We start from the raw sequence: 15,377 nt of genomic DNA, 5'->3' as shown, positions 1-15,377 counted from the left end.
GTGTAAGTTTCTGAACCTGGTAATACTATCTGGAACAATAGGGTTTAAAACAACACGATCTGAAACAATTCGATTTGAAACAAAGCGATCTAAAACAATGCAATCCGAAACAATCTCATTCCTTGATAACATTGCCTTTGCAGAAAAAGCAGCAATTATAATTTGTTTTCCACCTTGAACCTCATGCTGAACTCGGTTCCGTTTTCTCTATTCAATTCGATTTCGCCTTCCAGCTGATTAACCAGGATGCTTACCAGCTGCAAGCCAAGGGTTTCAGGATTTTCGAGGTTTACAGTTTCCGGGATACCTTTCCCATTGTCCGAGACCGTAAGGTTAAATTCTGTACTTTCGCCTTCTGGACCTATCTCTTCTCTGAGGTGTCCGAGCTTGTCGTTTCTGGAAAGTCTGATCCGAATTTCTCCGTTTTTCCCATTGGAAAACGCATGCTTCAGGGAATTTGATACCAGTTCATTGACAATTAGCCCTAAAGGTACAGCAATATCCATGTCAAAGAAAATATTCTCCTCCAGCTCCGTTTTGAGGCTGATAGCTGCATCTCCAAGCCTGTAAGTCTGGAAAAGGTTTCCAATGAGTTTCTGAAGGTACGGAGAAAAGTTAAGCTTCTCAGTTCCCTCGCCTTCATGCAATTCCTCGTGAATTAAGGCAATAGAGATTACCCTGTCCTGGCTTTCCCTGAAGGCCTCAAGTACCTCCGAATTCGTAACGCATTCCATGTTGTTGAACTTTTCAGCCTGGAGGTCTAGCAGGGAAGAGATTACCTGGAGATTATTCTTGATACGGTGATGTATTTCTCTCTGGCGGGCAATTTTAATGTTCGCAAGAAATTCTTCGGTTTCCTTCCTTTCGGTTATATCATAAATTGTGCCCTGGTATAATTTCGGATTCCCATCTTTTCCCAAGACTTTCTGGTAAATTTCGTGTAGCCATCGGATTTTTCCGTCCCTGTGTGTTATGCGAAAATCAACTTTGGCATATTTATTACAAGTTGAATCACGAATCCGTTCCTCTTCTTTGAGGAGTAAAGGCAGATCCTCAGGAAGAATTATCTCTTTCCACTTAGCTCTGGACATAAGTTCTTCTTCAGTATGCCCTGTGATCTCTTTAACAGCTCCGTGCATGAATATGGGAATGAAATTCCTGTCTGTCTGGAAGGCAATCCCCTGGAAATTCTGTATGAGAGAACGGTATTTCATTTCACTCGCTTCAATTTTTTCCAGTGTGCATTTCCATTCTGTAATGTCTTTCATCACACCAATGGCCCTGTAAACTTTTCCCTTTTCATCTTTTAGCCAGACGCCCCGGATTTCAACGTAGATATATTTTCCATCTTTTTTCCTGAACTTGAATTCGGCCTGAATTCTCGCTTTTTTCCTGAAGAAGTTCTCCAGATTTTTAATCGTCTCAGTCCTGTCTTTGGGATGAATATGCTCTATCCACAATGATTCATCAAGATTTTTGAATTCATCCGGAGAATATCCTGTTACTTCCCGGATAGCTCCTGCCCATTCAACCTCATGTGTCTCAATCCTGAAATCAAATACTAACTGCCCTGTCTGTTCGGCTGCAGTACGGTATCTTTCCTCACTTTCTTGCAGGCTTTGGCTTGCAAACTTCTGTTCTGTTATATCTTTTACAACTCCGATGACCCTGCTTATACCTCCGCTTGAGTCCAGTATATCGGTTACGTTTTCCTCAAGACAAGCATAGTTGCCATTCTTTTTTTGGAACCGGTATTCCAGACGGCAGTTTCTTCCATTTTTCATATGGGTTTCATTGTTTATCCAGAGCTTATACCTGTCCTCAGGGTGAACGTAATTCATCCATAAGTTCACACCTGCACTTTTTAATTCTTCAGGGGTATATCCCGTAACTTCTTCAACCGAGCCAAGCCAGTCGACCTTATCAGCCACGATGTCGCAATTGTATACCATCTGCCCTGTTTTTTCAAGAATTGTCTTGTACATTTCCTCGTTTTTCTTAATTTGTTCACTCAGTTCATTTTTAGAACTGAGACTCTCTTTCAGGATTTTTTCCGTCTTCCTGAGTTTGGTTATATCCTGCATTACAGTAACAATTCCTATAGTCTCCCCTTTTTCGTCGCATAAGGCTGATTTATTTAAAATAAAAGTCTTTGTTGTTCCGTCCGCAACTATAAGTTCCTGTTCTATGGTTCTCGTCCCACCATGATTCAGGATTTCAGTTTCTATCTGGATCCATTCGTTACAACCTTCCAGGAGATCCCTCTTTTCTACAATATATTTTCTGGGAATATCTGAAAATTTCCTGGCAAGTTCGAGGAGTGTTCTCCCTATAACCTCTTCTTTTGGGAGACCAATGATTGTCCTTGCATGCGCCTCATTTACTAGAAGAAAAACTCCATTTTTATCTTTGTATGAGACTGGATTAACCATAGTGTCGAGCATATCTTTTATAATACGAGGACCACCCCGAAAAATAAGATCTGAGACCTTGCTTTTTTCATCAGATACTTTAACCTGACTACAAGCCACATCATTGGCTTTTAGCTCAGTTGTCTTTTTATCTTTATTTACCAGTGCTGTCGTTTCTTCATGACATTCTGGTTCTTCCTTATAGTCTTTCATCTTCTTTCCCCAAGAGGTTCTCGAAAATCAAGTTTTTTGGCACTCAAATTAACAGATAAGCTCTATGTTTCAAATGGACAGGATACACGGTTAAATAAATACATATAAAGTTAAAAAAAGTTTTTGACGTTTTCTAAATTCAATTTACCGTTAGCCAATAAGTTAGGTTATATTTCATGATAATTAATAGTTATCTCTTCAGGAAAGAAAGGAAAAAGTAATTTTTGAAATTTGAAAGTAATAAATTTGATGGGTAATAATGATTAATTGATTATGCTATTGTTAATAATGACTATCTCGAATAATAATAATCAGAATAGCGCAATTAATAAAAAAACAACTGAGAATAAGTAACTGAAAAAAAGGAACTGAGAATAAATAACTGAAAAAAAGGAACTGAGGAAAAGGCAATCCTCCTGCAAGGTTCAGGTTGTTTTCCGTGCAAACACAATCCTTGAGCCATCCGTCATGTCAAAAGTACGGAAAACTTCAAGCCCGTAATTACCAAGCATCTCTATATACTCATTAAAGGGGACGCTGTTTTCGAAACTGTAACCTGATCCTCCTTTTTTCACACCTTCAAAAGTCCAGAGGTTCCAGTCAAGGCTGATAAGTGGACTTGATTTCATTTTTTCATCAGGCATCTGCCTGGTTACGAAAATGCCTCCAGTATTTAAGGCTTTAGAAAGCTTGGGGATTAGAGAAGGCACTTTTCCTCCGGGATTAAAGGAAGAAAAAATAAGGTCATAGCCACTTCCGAGTTCATCTTTAAAAAAATCTCCCGGAATTGTCTCTACTCTTGAAGCTCCATATTTCTCTATGAAATATCTTGTTTCTCCAGTAACAGGTGGAAGGTCGAATACAAAAGCCTGAAGGTCTTCATTTAGCTTTGAAAAAGCGATTGCATAAAGCCCGTGTCCTCCTCCTATGTCAAGCAGCCTTTTGACATTTGTAAAGTCAACATTTTCCATGACAACCTGTACAGTTTCTTGGAGCAGACCACAGCGTGCATTTTCAGCCATACAGTGAACAACTTCCCCGAAAAAAGGCCCTTTATCGACAACATCGGGCCCCTGTTTTATAATCTGAGGGAGGCGAGCCCAGCGTTCGACATTTCTGAGCCTTTCGGCAAGGTAATGTTGCTGAGAAAACGGAGAACTTTTTAGGAGATAAGTTGCACTGAGTTCAGAGACAAGGTACACTGCATCGCCATTCTTTGTTCCATTATCATGGTTCTCAGATTCGGTTTCAGGTTTTCTATTGTTTTGACTGGCGATTGCATCTATTTTTATAATCTGCGCCTTTTCTTCTTCCTTGTTTATTCCTTCCTCAAACCTGTCAAGGAACCCGAGACCATGGAGAGCTTCACAGAAATGAGGCATGAGCAGAGGATCACAGCCAAGCTTTTCAGCCAGTTCCCCTGCTGACAAAGGAGATTTAAGTGCTTCAAACACTCCGAGCTCAAGAGCCGAAACAATTAGTTTGTACTCTTTTAAACCCTGAATAGAAGAATCTATAAACTTGAAAAAGTGATCGAAATCGATCTCAGGCTTTTGCATTAAATCCAGAATATTTCCAGCTTCATCTTCATTTTTAAGCTTTACACTGGCGTCGAGTTCATTTTTTAATCTGTTATTATCTGTAGCCTGTGCATTAACTTCAGTATCAGGTTCCGCTTTATCATCAATATTACTTTCCATGCCCTATCTCCTTTTTATTAATTCTTCCATACTTTTCACAGATCAATTCACAGATCAATTTTAAAAATTTAATATTCTCATATATTTACCCACTGTAAATATTAATCTACTGAAATATTGTAATAATTAATAAGATATGAAATTTGCTTTATATTAATATCAGTAAACATTGTTAACTAAAGGTACTACTCTATGAAGATAAAATTCAAGGTTAAGATTGAAACAATTGAAAAATATTATTATAACGAACTGGTACATACGGCAACTTGCATAGAAACTTTCTTTTTCTTCTTAAACATTTTTATGATAATTTGGATCAGTTAGAGTTAGGATCAGGTAGAGTCAGGATTAGTTAGAGTTAGGATCAGGTAGAGTTAGGACTTGAGCAGGTCTGCCTGGGAATGGATACAGCTGCTCCTATGGAAATCGTAGTAAACGAACTTGTTTCAAATGCCCTGAAGTATGCTTTTCCTGCAGGAGAGAAGGGAGAAGGAGAAAATGGAGAAGGAGAAGATGGAGAAAGAGAAAATGGAGAAGGAAAAGATGGAGAAAGAGAAAATGGAGAAAAAGAAGATGGAGAAAGAGAAGATGAAGAAATTCACATAAGTCTCTTTGCATCAGAGTATAGCAATAGAGAAAATGAAGCCAGGAGTCTGCAAAAACGAAGGAGGCTTTCAGTTTATTTTCTCTTCTGATAGTTGCCGATAACGGAGTAGGCATTCCCAAAAATTTCGGCTTCAGAAATACCGATTCTCTTGGGCTTCAACTTGTAAATATTCTCGTAGAACAGATTGAAGGTTGTATTGAACTTAAAAGATACACTGGAACTGAGTTCCGGATCATGTTCAAAAAGCAAAAAAATGAATGTAAATGAATGTAAGAGACAGGGATTTTCAACTTAACCAGGCCGATTCTCTAAACTGAACTTTTCACACAAAAAAAGGCAAAAAACGATAAATTTAAAAAAGAACTTTAGAAGGATGCGTCAACATAATCGACCGGCCTTTTAAAAACAGCTGCTATCATACCGTTTTCGTCGATCTCGTCCGCAAACTTGATGAGCTCCCAGCCTTCAGTCCCGAGGCTGTTAAGATCTTCTTTTGCTTTTGACCACTCACTGAACCTTATCTCTTTAACATCATATTCCCAGATGGTCACTCTAATTCATCTCCAGTAAAGTTGGGTAAGATTAACTCATATATTAAGTGGTGGCATCTGCTATATTTAGCTTTTTAAAAAATAGATTTGCGATTAAAGCAACTAAAGTTGATTTGCGGATTGATTTAAAAATTGACCTGAAAATTGACCTGTAAATTGATTAAGAATTGACCTGAGAATTGACCTGAGAATTGACCTGAGAATTGACCTGAGAATTGACCTTAGTTAATCTTTCCAACTAAATTTATATTCAGGACTTTTTATTTAATGAACAAATAAAAAGAAAAAGTTGTTGAGAATTGATTTCTCTCAATATTTGAAGTGGAGAACCATGAGAGTTCATTCCTTAAATGAGGTTGAATTTCAACCGGTCTTAAAATAACTCAAATCTCTCAGTCCATCTTTAAATAAACTCAAATATCAACAAATTCATACTCACGGCTTCCAAACCCGATTTCTTCTCCATACTTGAGCTGGTGGGTTCCATCGATCATTGGCCACGCCCCTTTGAACTTATCGGCTCCGGCTTCGTGGTTACATTGAAGGGAGGAGTTGATGAGCCCTTTCTGCCTATTTACAAGGTCGTAACTTGCCTGGTCAAGGGCAACAGGATCTTTTGAGGCAAGAATTCCTATATCCGGTACGATAGGAGCATCACTCCAGGGTACGCAGTCGCAGTCAGGTGTAATTTTAAGCAGGAAATTTATGTAACCTACTTTTCCTTCTTTTCCTTTTACTGCCCCATAAGCGTACTCAGTAAGACATTCCAGGAAGTTCGGAATATCATGTTCCCAGTCTATAGTTATAGCTCCGGCAGGGCAAACTTCCATGCACTGTCCACAGCTTATACAGATATTGGGATCGATCATTGAGACTTCTCCCAGAAGATAAGGGGCTCCTACAGGACAGATTTTAATACATTTCTGGCAGCCTATGCACTTTTCTTTAACCACATGCGGGCTTGTCGGAAAATGCTGTTCCTTCTTGCCGGATGCCGGAGCACAGCCCATAGCAAGGTTCTTGATAGCTCCTCCGAAGCCCGCCATAATGTGCCCTTTAAAATGTGACATCACAATCATGGAATCCGCAGCAGCAATATCCGACCCTATTTTTACGGATTTGAAATGCTTCTTCCCGATCTCTATATCTGCAGCGTTCTGGCTCTTCAAACCGTCTGATATGATAAGCGGAGCCCTGACCACAGAATAATCAAAACCATGTTCAATCGCAGTCGTCAGGTGGTCAACTGAATTATGCCGGCTGCCTGAGTAAAGAGTATTTGTGTCCGTAACAAACGGTTTTGCTCCGGCTGCCCGGATTTTTTCTACGACCTGCCGCACAAAGACCGGATTTATATATCCGTCACTTCCGTACTCTCCAAAATGAATTTTAATTGCAGTCAGATCACCTTCTCTAAGGAATTCAGCAAAACCTGCTTTGTCAAAAAGCTTCTGGATCTTGCTGATCGTACTCTCCTCTGGATTTCTCGCTCTGAGATCTGAAAAATAAACTTTACTTGCCATATAAGTGCCTCCTAAATCTGAATTAATGTTTTTATAAAACTATGAAGTTAAAAAAGTGTTGTTTATTTTTAGGCATTGCGCTGTTTGGAGAGAAAGAGAGAAAACTAAAAACGCTGCTTCAGTCGATTAGCTTCAGTCGATTAGCTTCAGTCGATTAAATTCACTTAGCATGCCGATGCAGCAAAATATAATACAATATACTGCTAAGGGGCTGATAAATTCAAGAGACTGATAAATTCCTGAGAACTTCTACCTAAAAATACGCATTTTCACAACTTGCCTGTAAATTTCTTATATTTTTTAATATCCACTGCTATTTTCTTGCATTTATCCTTTTCAAGCCGTTTCAGCCCAATTTCTGCTTTTTTTGACTGGAATATGAGTTCTTCGTTTAATCTGTGATAGCTGGCAAGCCGTTCTTCAGGAATAAGCCCGTCCTCAACCGCCTTCAGGACAGCACAGCCCGGCTCGTCGCGGTGAGTGCAGTCTTTAAACTTGCAATTGCGGGCTGCGTCAACAATCTCGGAAAAAGCTTTTTCAAGCCCGTCTGCAGAGTCTCCGAGCTGGATTTCCCTGATTCCGGGGTTGTCTATAAGAACCGCCCCATTTGGAAGCAGGAAGAGCTGGCGGACTGTGGTTGTATGCCTGCCTTTTTCATCGTCTTTCCGGATATCTCCGGTTTTCTGGATGGTTTCGCCAAGAAAAGCGTTGATAAGCGTGGATTTTCCAACACCTGAGGAACCGATTAATGCAATTGTTTCCCCAGGGTTGAGGTAAGGGATAAGTTCGTCAAGTCCGGTTTTTGAAAGAGCGCTTAATGGAATAACTGGCACGTTACCTGCAATGGACTGGATTTTTTCTACCAGCCGGGTTGGGTTATCTTCAAGGTCGATTTTGTTAAGTAAAATCACAGGGCTTGCCCCGGAAGAATACACAATGGCAAGATATCTCTCAAGCCTTCGAAGGTTGAGATCCTTACCAACTGAAGTCACGATAAAAATGGTATCAAGATTTGCAGCAATTACCTGCTCTCCGCCACCATCTCCTGCTGCCCCTCTTGAAAGGCAGGTCCTCCTGGGCAGAATATTCACAACCATGCGTGAGCCCAGTTCAGGCTGGTCAAGCAAAACGACAAAATCCCCTACGACCGGCTGCTTCCCAATTTTCAGAAGTGCGCCTGAGATTCCAGCCTGTACGACAGCCCCAGAGACAAGGACCTCGCAAACCGTTTTATGCCTTGATGCAACTCTTCCGGGAGTGTAGGGGCCTTTGTAGGCAGAAAATGCCAGTTCAAGATCTTTGTTCCAGCCTGGAATTTTATTGGCGTCCCAGTGGATGGAATTATGACCTGAATTTTCTGCTTCGTTATGATTGCTCATAAGATGGAAGTATCCGATTAAATGGATAAATATTTTGAGATTTTGTCCTGTAAAAATCCAATTGTGCCTGAAAATTCCTTCTCATTCCGGCTGAAAAAGTTCCCTGTCGGAGAACTGACTCCATATTAAATCCTCTTTCTATTTTCAAATTCTTTTTATAGTAAAGTAACAAATTCAAAGCAATGATCGATTCTGCATCTTTACGAATAATTGTAATTTTTATTGTCATTGTTATAGCCGTTTTACTTATATCCTCACTTTTAGGGAAAAGGCTCGATAAGGCTGACAAATACATTGGAAGCTGTGCTAAAGAGAAAGAAAATGAGAGCGAAAATGAAAAAGAAGACGCAATGGCGATTGGACTTTCCATTGGCATGTCATTCGGTTTGATACTTGGCCTTATGATGGACAATCTAACCATGGGGATTGCTCTCGGACCTGCCTTTGGAATGATTTTTGGAGCTTTATATGGGGAAAAAGAGAGGAAATAGTACGTGATTCAATCAGAGTGGAGATATAAGAGCATTTGATCCGCTTATTCAAATGTTAGATGATTTTATACAAATACATATGTAAGAAAGTATTCAGCAGAAGATCTTAAGAGCCTATCTTTTCTTGAATTTTTCCTTTTCAAGTCGTTTCAGCCCAATTTCTGCTTTTTTGACTGGAATATGAGCTCTTCAGTTAATCTGTGATAGCTGGTAAGCCGTTCTTCTGGAATAATCCCGTCTTCAACCGCCTCTTCCTGGGAAGAACATTCACACCTATGCGTGAGCTCAGTTCAGGCTGGTCAAGCAAAACGACAAAATCCCCTACAACCGGCTGCTTTCCAATTTCAGAAGTGCACTTGAGATTCCCGCCTGTACGACAGCCCCAGAGACAAGTACCTCGCAGACCGTTTTATGCCTTAATGCAACTCTTCCGGGAGTGTAGGGGCCTTTGTAGGCAGAAAAAGCCAGTTCAAGATCTTCGTTCCATCCTGGAATTTTATCGGCGTCATAGTGAACTGAATTATGACCTGAACTTTCTGCTTCGTTATGGTTGTTCATAAGATGGAAGTATCCGATTAAATGGATAAATATTTTGATATTTTATCCTGTAAAAGTTCAATTGTGCCTGAAAATTCCTTCTCGTTCCGGCTGAAAAATTCCTCTGTTAAATAACTGAATTCATTTCAAATCTTCTTTCTCTTTTCAAACTACTTTTATAGTAAAGTAGTAAATTCAAAATAATATTTCATTTAGTTTTTTAAATATTTGGTAAGTGTTCGAAATATAGCAGTATATGTTTATGTATGAACGACATTTTTTCAATAAAATCGATGTAGATGTAAAGTATGAGTCAAGCAAAATCAGATATAGTAAATCTAATTAGAAAAAGCTTCAAAAATAAAGTATCAAATTTCTTTATAATTGGCTCATTTTTAAGTGATAGTTGGAACTATGAAAATTCAGATATAGATATTGTATGTGTAGATAAGTCTTTTGAAGAGTATTCATACTTTGAGAACAAAAAGTACGTGAAAAAGATGCTTGTCGATATCCCCTATAATTTTGATATTTTTATATATACTCCTACACAATTTAATGATAAATTACTAAATGATTTGAGATTTCACAAGCAAATACTAAAAGGTGCTAATTAATATGCAATTAAATGATTCATCCGTGGTTAGTGATTGGCTACGCTTTTTGGACTATGATTTAGAAAGAGATCACGATATGTGGCAAAACCGAAAAACTTTGGTTTTAGACAGTATTGAAGTATTGAATTATATACGTGAAAATTCCTCCTCAAACGTCGAGATAATATCTGACAGTAGAATTCAATCCCTATTTGATTTATGTCAACTTCCATGTAGGAATGATTATTATAGTAGATTTTTAAAATTCGACTCCCGATTTTATAATAATGAGAATAATTGGTGGTTAGATTGTTGGCAAACAATACGCATGAAGAACTTATTGCATAAATTTAATATAATAAATTTAAATGAGTATTTGCTTGAAAATTCTGATGGAGAATATTTTGCAAAAAAATTCCCAAATTTCTTTAATTATTCAAGAAAGGAAAAAGCTAGTGTTCCATTAGCTGCTTTCTCTTATCTTGAATGTATCCGATTAATATTGAATACTGACAAGATACTAGATACAACTCATTTAGATGAGATTAAATCTTTTCTAAAATTACTTTATGAAAAAAATAATGGAAAACTAAAATATTTCAAACGATCAAATGAAATTCGTGCTAATTCATTGAATCTTATTCGATGCTTGCAAAAGAAATATTCTGATCCAGAATATAATGATATATATTCAAGTATAAAAAAAGTATTAAAAGACATGATTGAAGTTAATAAATGGGATCAATATTCATTTACATGGTGTACTTTTTTCTTATTTGGTTTAGATAAAGATATTTTGCTCCAGACAAAATCAAAAATTCCAAATGATTTTTTTGTAGAATCTAATTGGATTTCTGGTGCAAATCACACTAGAAAGCCAAGATATGCTTTATTAGCCTTGCTTGATAAGCTCAGGAATTCTCAATATTTTGAACTTATTAAACCTAATCCAATTGTTTATACACCTTATAATAAACTTAAACACAATTCTGAAACACTGCTTGTTATAGATAAAGCCATTCAATCTTTTAAACAAGTAAAAGACATTCAACAAAAAATAAGGGACGAGAATTACAATGAAAATTATTTCAGAGATTTGTTAAGAGTGGCACTTTCCTCCAATAAAAGTGATGATGTCGAGTATATTGAAAAAGAAGCATTTTTGAGTTCTGGAAGAACCACAGATCTACTAGCAGTTAGACGAGAAGGATATGATATTCCTATTGAAGTTAAAATATTATGGCGATTTAATGGGGAATCCTATGAGCCAATAACTGAAATAATTGAACAATTGACAGATGGAAACTTTGGAGTAATTGTTGTTATAAACGCACATAATAATCCTACTTATAAACGGAAATATACTGGCTTTGAAGGATGGAAATATTTCATTAAAGATCATAATACCTATATTGATGGGACAATTCGAGAAAAAGACGACTACTACGGACAGTTGAAAAGTAATAGTGTTTACTCTGAACACATGTCTAGTATTGGTGATAGGCAAAAAGTTGTAACTTTACTGTCAATAATGATAGACCTCTCAGAATATATCCGATCTTCACACCTTAAGTAAAAACTTAAAATAAAACCTTTACCTTAAAATTTGAAGCCCTTTAATCCTCAGCATATTAAACTAATTCCTCTATGCCTTAACTCACCTCAATTTAGAAATTAAATATATCTACATCCAATAACTACTTTTTCCAAGCCTTAACTCTCTCTAAAACATGGCTATTAAGGGTGAAGGACTTATCTCTTTTTGCTTGCCTTGGGTTCTTGAATATATTCGTATTCAAGAACTTTTAAGGTTTTTAGGAGAGTAAAACTAAAAAATGGATATGTTTTACTACAAAACCTATATATTCTGAAGACATAACTTTAAAAAATAATAATTAATGAACTACTGATTAATCTGCACTTCATCTAGATATTTCTGCAGCTTATCTGCAAGTTTGCCAATATGAATACCATCAACAAATGCATGATGAACCTGAACTGCAAATGGCATCATAAATTTGCCTTCTCTTTCATGATATTTTCCCCAATCAAATATGGGTTGCGCTTTTTCCCTATTTTCAAAATACGTGTGAGAAAGTGTCTTTGTAACAGCAAATATAAAAGTCTTAAAATTAAAACACCTCAATAAGAATTCAGTTTTCTTTTTCAACATCCGGGGAACCTGCATAATATATGACAAATGTACTAACTCTAACACCAGGAACATTTCTTCAGAGTAGTTTTGATAAAGTCGGCGATGGCCGTAGATACGAAGAAATAGAGCTCAAAACAACAGGAACGAAGACAACATTTACGGCCAAAACTCCTATTCAGCTACATCCTGGTACGACCATAACCGGAGATGAAAAAGCAATCATCCAGCTAATACCATATGCTTCGACGTGCCTCTGGAAGCCACAGGTACCAGTCTTCAGTTTCTCTGGCGAAAATTATCTGTTTGAAGGGTTCACGTTTGATGGGCTGGCTGATAAGCAGAATGTGCTTCATGGGAAAGGTTACCATAATCTATTTGGAGGAAACAGAGCTTCAAAAGTCAAAATCCGGAACGTGAAAATTCAGAATTCAAAGGGTGATGGTGTTAGGATTTTAGACTCAAAAGATGTAACCTTCACTGGAAACAAAATATACGGCGTCGGACATGATGGTTTCTATTGTGAAAGGTGTGTTGGCGTAGAAGCTTCAGGAAATGAGATCTATACAAGGATCAATTCAGGCCTGCGCTCTAAAGGTTCCAGGAATGTAATTTTCCGAGATAACACAATAAAGAGCACTGTGAAGTACAAACCTCGTACAGGTCCAGGCATTCAGGTTGAAAACTCCAGGGCAAACGAATCTACATCGAATGTCCGGATACTCAACAACATTATTGACGGGTGCCAGGGTCCAGGGATCTGGGCGGCTGGTCATACTGCACCTGCTTTAGATGCAGCAACCGGGCTTACAATTAAAGGGAATACCATAACAAACTGTGGGCAAATGCCTGTAATTGCAAACAAAGAAACTGCTGATAGACTTTCAGCCGTCGCCGGAATATGTCTGGATGGGTGGACAGAGGTAGACATTCAGGAAAATGTCCTGGATGGTAACTGTAACGGTATCCGAATAGGAACCTACATAACTACTTCTGCAGGATCCGGGTATGTTGTGCGTCTTACAGGCAATGAAATAAAGAATACTGTGGCTCCCTTTAATAGGGACGCGTACGCAGGGTATGCAATCGCTGTTACTGTGCCTGGCAAATTCAATGTTACAAGTGAAGGAAACACGTTCAGCGGAAACTTAAAAGATGTCTTTGGGATTTAAGTAAAAAAAGATAATGCAATCTATTTTGGTATCTGAACACACCATCTAGCCATTTTGAACTCTTTTACAGAAAGCTAATAAATTGACGTTAAGATTAAAATTGATAACGGAAGAAATAGTGAATATCTGGGAAATACTGTGGAAAGTGGGCTAAAAAAGTAAAAATTAGTGAACTACTGATTAATCTACATTTCATCCAGATATCTCTGCAGCTTCTTCGCAAGTTTGCCGATATGAATACCATCAACAAATGCGTGATGAACCTGGACTGCAAACGGCATAATAAATTTACCTTCTCTTTCCTGATATTTTCCCCAATCAAAATATGGGTTGCGCTTTTTCCCTGTTTCCGAAATCCGTGTGCGAAATATGCGTAAACGTTATCCACGGAAAGGCAGAGAATTGATATACATCGTTTTCTACAGGTCCTTTAAAATGTCCTTTTTGATTTTCTGCCGTTACGGTTGCCAGTTGTACAAACTTCTCAATCTTATCCTGCATGGAAACATTTACTACCTTAAATAATTCTGTTTTTGTCCAAATACCGGGATAATTGAGATTACCCCTTCATCTTTTTCAAATTGCATCACATCTATCAAAGACAAATTAAATTAAAATTAGAATAAGTTAAAAGAAAATAAGGTTTATGTGGCGTTTAGCCTATAATTCCAATTCCCTGATCATTCGGCTTGAATGCAAATAAAAACAATCAGTTTTTTCTGCTGATCTACCCTAAGGTTTTAAAAAAATTAATTTCAATGTATAATACATACATCAGAAAAATATATTATCAATGTCAGCTAGTTCATTTTCGAAAAAATTATATTCCATTGATATTTATATATCCAGTGTAATAGTGAGATCAGTGGAATATGTCAAAAATATCTGCTATTAAATTACTTTATTTTGCAAACAAAAGCAGGATATGGCTTTTTGGAATCATATTGCAAAACAACTTTCAGCAAAATAAGAATTGAAACAATAAAAAACGAAGGAGGAAAATATATAGAAATAAATGAAGATGACTGGGATAAGGAACTTAAGCCAGACATGAAACACTATCGAGGCTGGCATTTGATAGTTCTGGTCCTTCTTATGCTTGTCAACGTATATATAGAAATTAAATGGCTTTTCTTTAGCTAAATATTGAAAAACAGCTTCCAACAGAGTTTTTCGGTAATCTCAGGAAAAAGTTTCGTATTCAATTTACTGTTTTCCTGTATTAGGCTCTGGATATGAACAGCCTGTTTCTGTGTAACTTCATTAAGCTGGTCTATCTGCTTGTTCTTTGTAAACATTTGCTTATAAAGTGCCTAGTTTACTTTTGACCTGAAACCAGAGCCTCCCATTTATTCCCCTTTCCAGAACATGGCTGTTAAGAGTAAACGGCTTATCAGCTTGCGTGTTCTGCTTATGTAATGTTAAAGTACCTTTAGAAAATCCTAACTTCTTCCAGCCAACGTAAGAAATATTGAGAATCTTTTGCCTTATATCATAGGAATCAATTCTTTCAATTTCATACTCAGGTTTAACAAAATCCAGTTTTTCCTTTTTGCTTGCTAATGTTCTTGAGTATGTGTGTATTTAAGAACTTTTAAAGCTTTCAGGAGTGAAATTCATTATCCGCAAATTTGCCAATATGAATACCATCAACAAATGCGTGATGAATCTGGACTGCAAATGGCATCATAAATTTGCCTTCTTTTTCCTGATATTTTCCCCAATCAAATATGGGTTGGGCTTTTTGGAGTTATTTTGTTTGTTTTTTGGAGTTTTACCCTTTTTTAAGTTTTTTTATCCTTTTTTAAGTTCCTTTGCCTTTTTTTAAGTTCTTTTGCCTTTTTTAAGCTCTTTCTATTATTCTTTATTTTCCTATCCTGTTTTGAGTTTAAAAATAGAATCTATTCCTTCTATCCTGAGCTTAAGAATCGATTTTACTCCTTCAGTTACAAAACAGTTTTTTTATATTAGGGAAAATTCGAATCAGAAAAAGTATATCTTATTGAAAACAAAAAATGCAAAATACCAGTTTTAGCTCTGGTTCC

General features: G+C 37.2%; 16 protein-coding genes. 6 read left to right on the top strand and 10 right to left on the bottom strand.

The features are described from left to right. Positions 1-155 precede the first annotated feature (155 nt). Both MSBRM_RS18775 and MSBRM_RS07340 read right to left on the bottom strand, forming a co-directional pair. Positions 156-2,624: a PAS domain-containing sensor histidine kinase gene (locus MSBRM_RS18775; protein WP_052712740.1), complete on the bottom strand. Its 2,469-nt coding sequence runs from the start codon at positions 2,622-2,624 to the stop codon at positions 156-158. Between the two features lie 425 nt (positions 2,625-3,049). Then, positions 3,050-4,324: a methyltransferase gene (locus MSBRM_RS07340; protein WP_048118352.1), complete on the bottom strand. Its 1,275-nt coding sequence runs from the start codon at positions 4,322-4,324 to the stop codon at positions 3,050-3,052. 401 nt (positions 4,325-4,725) lie between these two features. Between MSBRM_RS07340 and MSBRM_RS07335 the strand changes: the two genes are divergently transcribed. Next, positions 4,726-5,019, top strand: a complete 294-nt coding sequence (locus tag MSBRM_RS07335; protein WP_048155217.1) for a sensor histidine kinase — start codon at positions 4,726-4,728, stop codon at positions 5,017-5,019. A gap of 277 nt (positions 5,020-5,296) precedes the next feature. Here the strand turns inward: MSBRM_RS07335 and MSBRM_RS07330 are convergent, their stop codons facing one another. From MSBRM_RS07330 to rsgA, 3 genes are all read right to left on the bottom strand, one after another. Beyond that, the gene (locus MSBRM_RS07330; protein ID WP_011307667.1) at positions 5,297-5,482 is read right to left on the bottom strand and encodes a hypothetical protein; all 186 of its coding nucleotides are present in this window, start codon (positions 5,480-5,482) and stop codon (positions 5,297-5,299) included. Positions 5,483-5,895: 413 nt separating this feature from the next. Next, positions 5,896-7,005 (bottom strand): DUF362 domain-containing protein, encoded by a 1,110-nt coding sequence (locus MSBRM_RS07325; protein WP_048155216.1) that lies wholly within the window; start codon positions 7,003-7,005, stop codon positions 5,896-5,898. Positions 7,006-7,274: 269 nt separating this feature from the next. Next, positions 7,275-8,384, bottom strand: a complete 1,110-nt coding sequence (rsgA, locus tag MSBRM_RS07320) for a ribosome small subunit-dependent GTPase A (protein WP_048155212.1) — start codon at positions 8,382-8,384, stop codon at positions 7,275-7,277. A gap of 182 nt (positions 8,385-8,566) precedes the next feature. On the opposite strand from rsgA, the gene MSBRM_RS19325 reads away from it, so the two are divergent. Beyond that, a complete protein-coding gene (locus MSBRM_RS19325) occupies positions 8,567-8,875 on the top strand; it encodes a hypothetical protein (RefSeq protein ID WP_069575282.1) in 309 nt (102 codons plus the stop codon). A gap of 321 nt (positions 8,876-9,196) precedes the next feature. Here MSBRM_RS19325 and MSBRM_RS07310 read toward each other — a convergent pair whose 3' ends face one another. Beyond that, complete coding sequence (locus MSBRM_RS07310; protein ID WP_048155209.1) at positions 9,197-9,433, bottom strand: hypothetical protein; 237 nt, start codon at positions 9,431-9,433, stop codon at positions 9,197-9,199. Between the two features lie 287 nt (positions 9,434-9,720). On the opposite strand from MSBRM_RS07310, the gene MSBRM_RS07305 reads away from it, so the two are divergent. Beyond that, entirely contained in the window at positions 9,721-10,029 is a 309-nt protein-coding gene (locus MSBRM_RS07305; protein ID WP_048155208.1) for a nucleotidyltransferase domain-containing protein, read from the top strand. Position 10,030: 1 nt separating this feature from the next. Beyond that, a complete protein-coding gene (locus MSBRM_RS07300) occupies positions 10,031-11,584 on the top strand; it encodes a hypothetical protein (RefSeq protein ID WP_048155205.1) in 1,554 nt (517 codons plus the stop codon). 327 nt (positions 11,585-11,911) lie between these two features. Here MSBRM_RS07300 and MSBRM_RS20185 read toward each other — a convergent pair whose 3' ends face one another. After that, positions 11,912-12,181, bottom strand: a complete 270-nt coding sequence (locus MSBRM_RS20185) for a CatA-like O-acetyltransferase (RefSeq protein ID WP_230669098.1) — start codon at positions 12,179-12,181, stop codon at positions 11,912-11,914. Between the two features lie 20 nt (positions 12,182-12,201). Between MSBRM_RS20185 and MSBRM_RS07290 the strand changes: the two genes are divergently transcribed. Further along, a complete protein-coding gene (locus tag MSBRM_RS07290) occupies positions 12,202-13,332 on the top strand; it encodes a right-handed parallel beta-helix repeat-containing protein (protein WP_048155199.1) in 1,131 nt (376 codons plus the stop codon). Between the two features lie 185 nt (positions 13,333-13,517). Here MSBRM_RS07290 and MSBRM_RS21145 read toward each other — a convergent pair whose 3' ends face one another. Beyond that, the gene (locus MSBRM_RS21145) at positions 13,518-13,688 is read right to left on the bottom strand and encodes a CatA-like O-acetyltransferase (RefSeq protein ID WP_230669158.1); all 171 of its coding nucleotides are present in this window, start codon (positions 13,686-13,688) and stop codon (positions 13,518-13,520) included. Then, positions 13,651-13,833 (bottom strand): hypothetical protein, encoded by a 183-nt coding sequence (locus MSBRM_RS21140; RefSeq protein WP_230669096.1) that lies wholly within the window; start codon positions 13,831-13,833, stop codon positions 13,651-13,653. Before MSBRM_RS21140 ends, MSBRM_RS21145 begins: the two co-directional genes overlap by 38 nt. A gap of 432 nt (positions 13,834-14,265) precedes the next feature. On the opposite strand from MSBRM_RS21140, the gene MSBRM_RS07280 reads away from it, so the two are divergent. Beyond that, complete coding sequence (locus tag MSBRM_RS07280) at positions 14,266-14,475, top strand: hypothetical protein (protein WP_048155196.1); 210 nt, start codon at positions 14,266-14,268, stop codon at positions 14,473-14,475. Positions 14,476-14,935: 460 nt separating this feature from the next. Here the strand turns inward: MSBRM_RS07280 and MSBRM_RS21135 are convergent, their stop codons facing one another. Next, a complete protein-coding gene (locus MSBRM_RS21135; RefSeq protein ID WP_080943686.1) occupies positions 14,936-15,064 on the bottom strand; it encodes a CatA-like O-acetyltransferase in 129 nt (42 codons plus the stop codon). Between the last annotated feature and the right edge of the window lie 313 nt (positions 15,065-15,377).

Origin of the sequence: Methanosarcina barkeri MS (genome assembly GCF_000970025.1) — an archaeon.
Taxonomy (GTDB): domain Archaea; phylum Halobacteriota; class Methanosarcinia; order Methanosarcinales; family Methanosarcinaceae; genus Methanosarcina; species Methanosarcina barkeri.
The sequence above is the reverse complement of the archived record's forward strand: the minus strand, read 5'-3'. Positions and strand labels throughout refer to the sequence as shown.

Excerpts from the sequence above, each read along its gene's own strand:
- MSBRM_RS18775 (WP_052712740.1), bottom strand. The coding sequence starts at position 2,624 with ATGAAAGACTATAAGGAAGAACCAGAATGTCATGAAGAAACGACAGCA.
- MSBRM_RS07340 (WP_048118352.1), bottom strand. The coding sequence starts at position 4,324 with ATGGAAAGTAATATTGATGATAAAGCGGAACCTGATACTGAAGTTAAT.
- MSBRM_RS07335 (WP_048155217.1), top strand. The coding sequence starts at position 4,726 with ATGGATACAGCTGCTCCTATGGAAATCGTAGTAAACGAACTTGTTTCA.
- MSBRM_RS07325 (WP_048155216.1), bottom strand. The coding sequence starts at position 7,005 with ATGGCAAGTAAAGTTTATTTTTCAGATCTCAGAGCGAGAAATCCAGAG.
- rsgA (WP_048155212.1), bottom strand. The coding sequence starts at position 8,384 with ATGAGCAATCATAACGAAGCAGAAAATTCAGGTCATAATTCCATCCAC.
- MSBRM_RS19325 (WP_069575282.1), top strand. The coding sequence starts at position 8,567 with ATGATCGATTCTGCATCTTTACGAATAATTGTAATTTTTATTGTCATT.
- MSBRM_RS07310 (WP_048155209.1), bottom strand. The coding sequence starts at position 9,433 with ATGAACAACCATAACGAAGCAGAAAGTTCAGGTCATAATTCAGTTCAC.
- MSBRM_RS07305 (WP_048155208.1), top strand. The coding sequence starts at position 9,721 with ATGAGTCAAGCAAAATCAGATATAGTAAATCTAATTAGAAAAAGCTTC.
- MSBRM_RS07300 (WP_048155205.1), top strand. The coding sequence starts at position 10,031 with ATGCAATTAAATGATTCATCCGTGGTTAGTGATTGGCTACGCTTTTTG.
- MSBRM_RS20185 (WP_230669098.1), bottom strand. The coding sequence starts at position 12,181 with ATGTTGAAAAAGAAAACTGAATTCTTATTGAGGTGTTTTAATTTTAAG.
- MSBRM_RS07290 (WP_048155199.1), top strand. The coding sequence starts at position 12,202 with ATGACAAATGTACTAACTCTAACACCAGGAACATTTCTTCAGAGTAGT.
- MSBRM_RS21140 (WP_230669096.1), bottom strand. The coding sequence starts at position 13,833 with ATGCAGGATAAGATTGAGAAGTTTGTACAACTGGCAACCGTAACGGCA.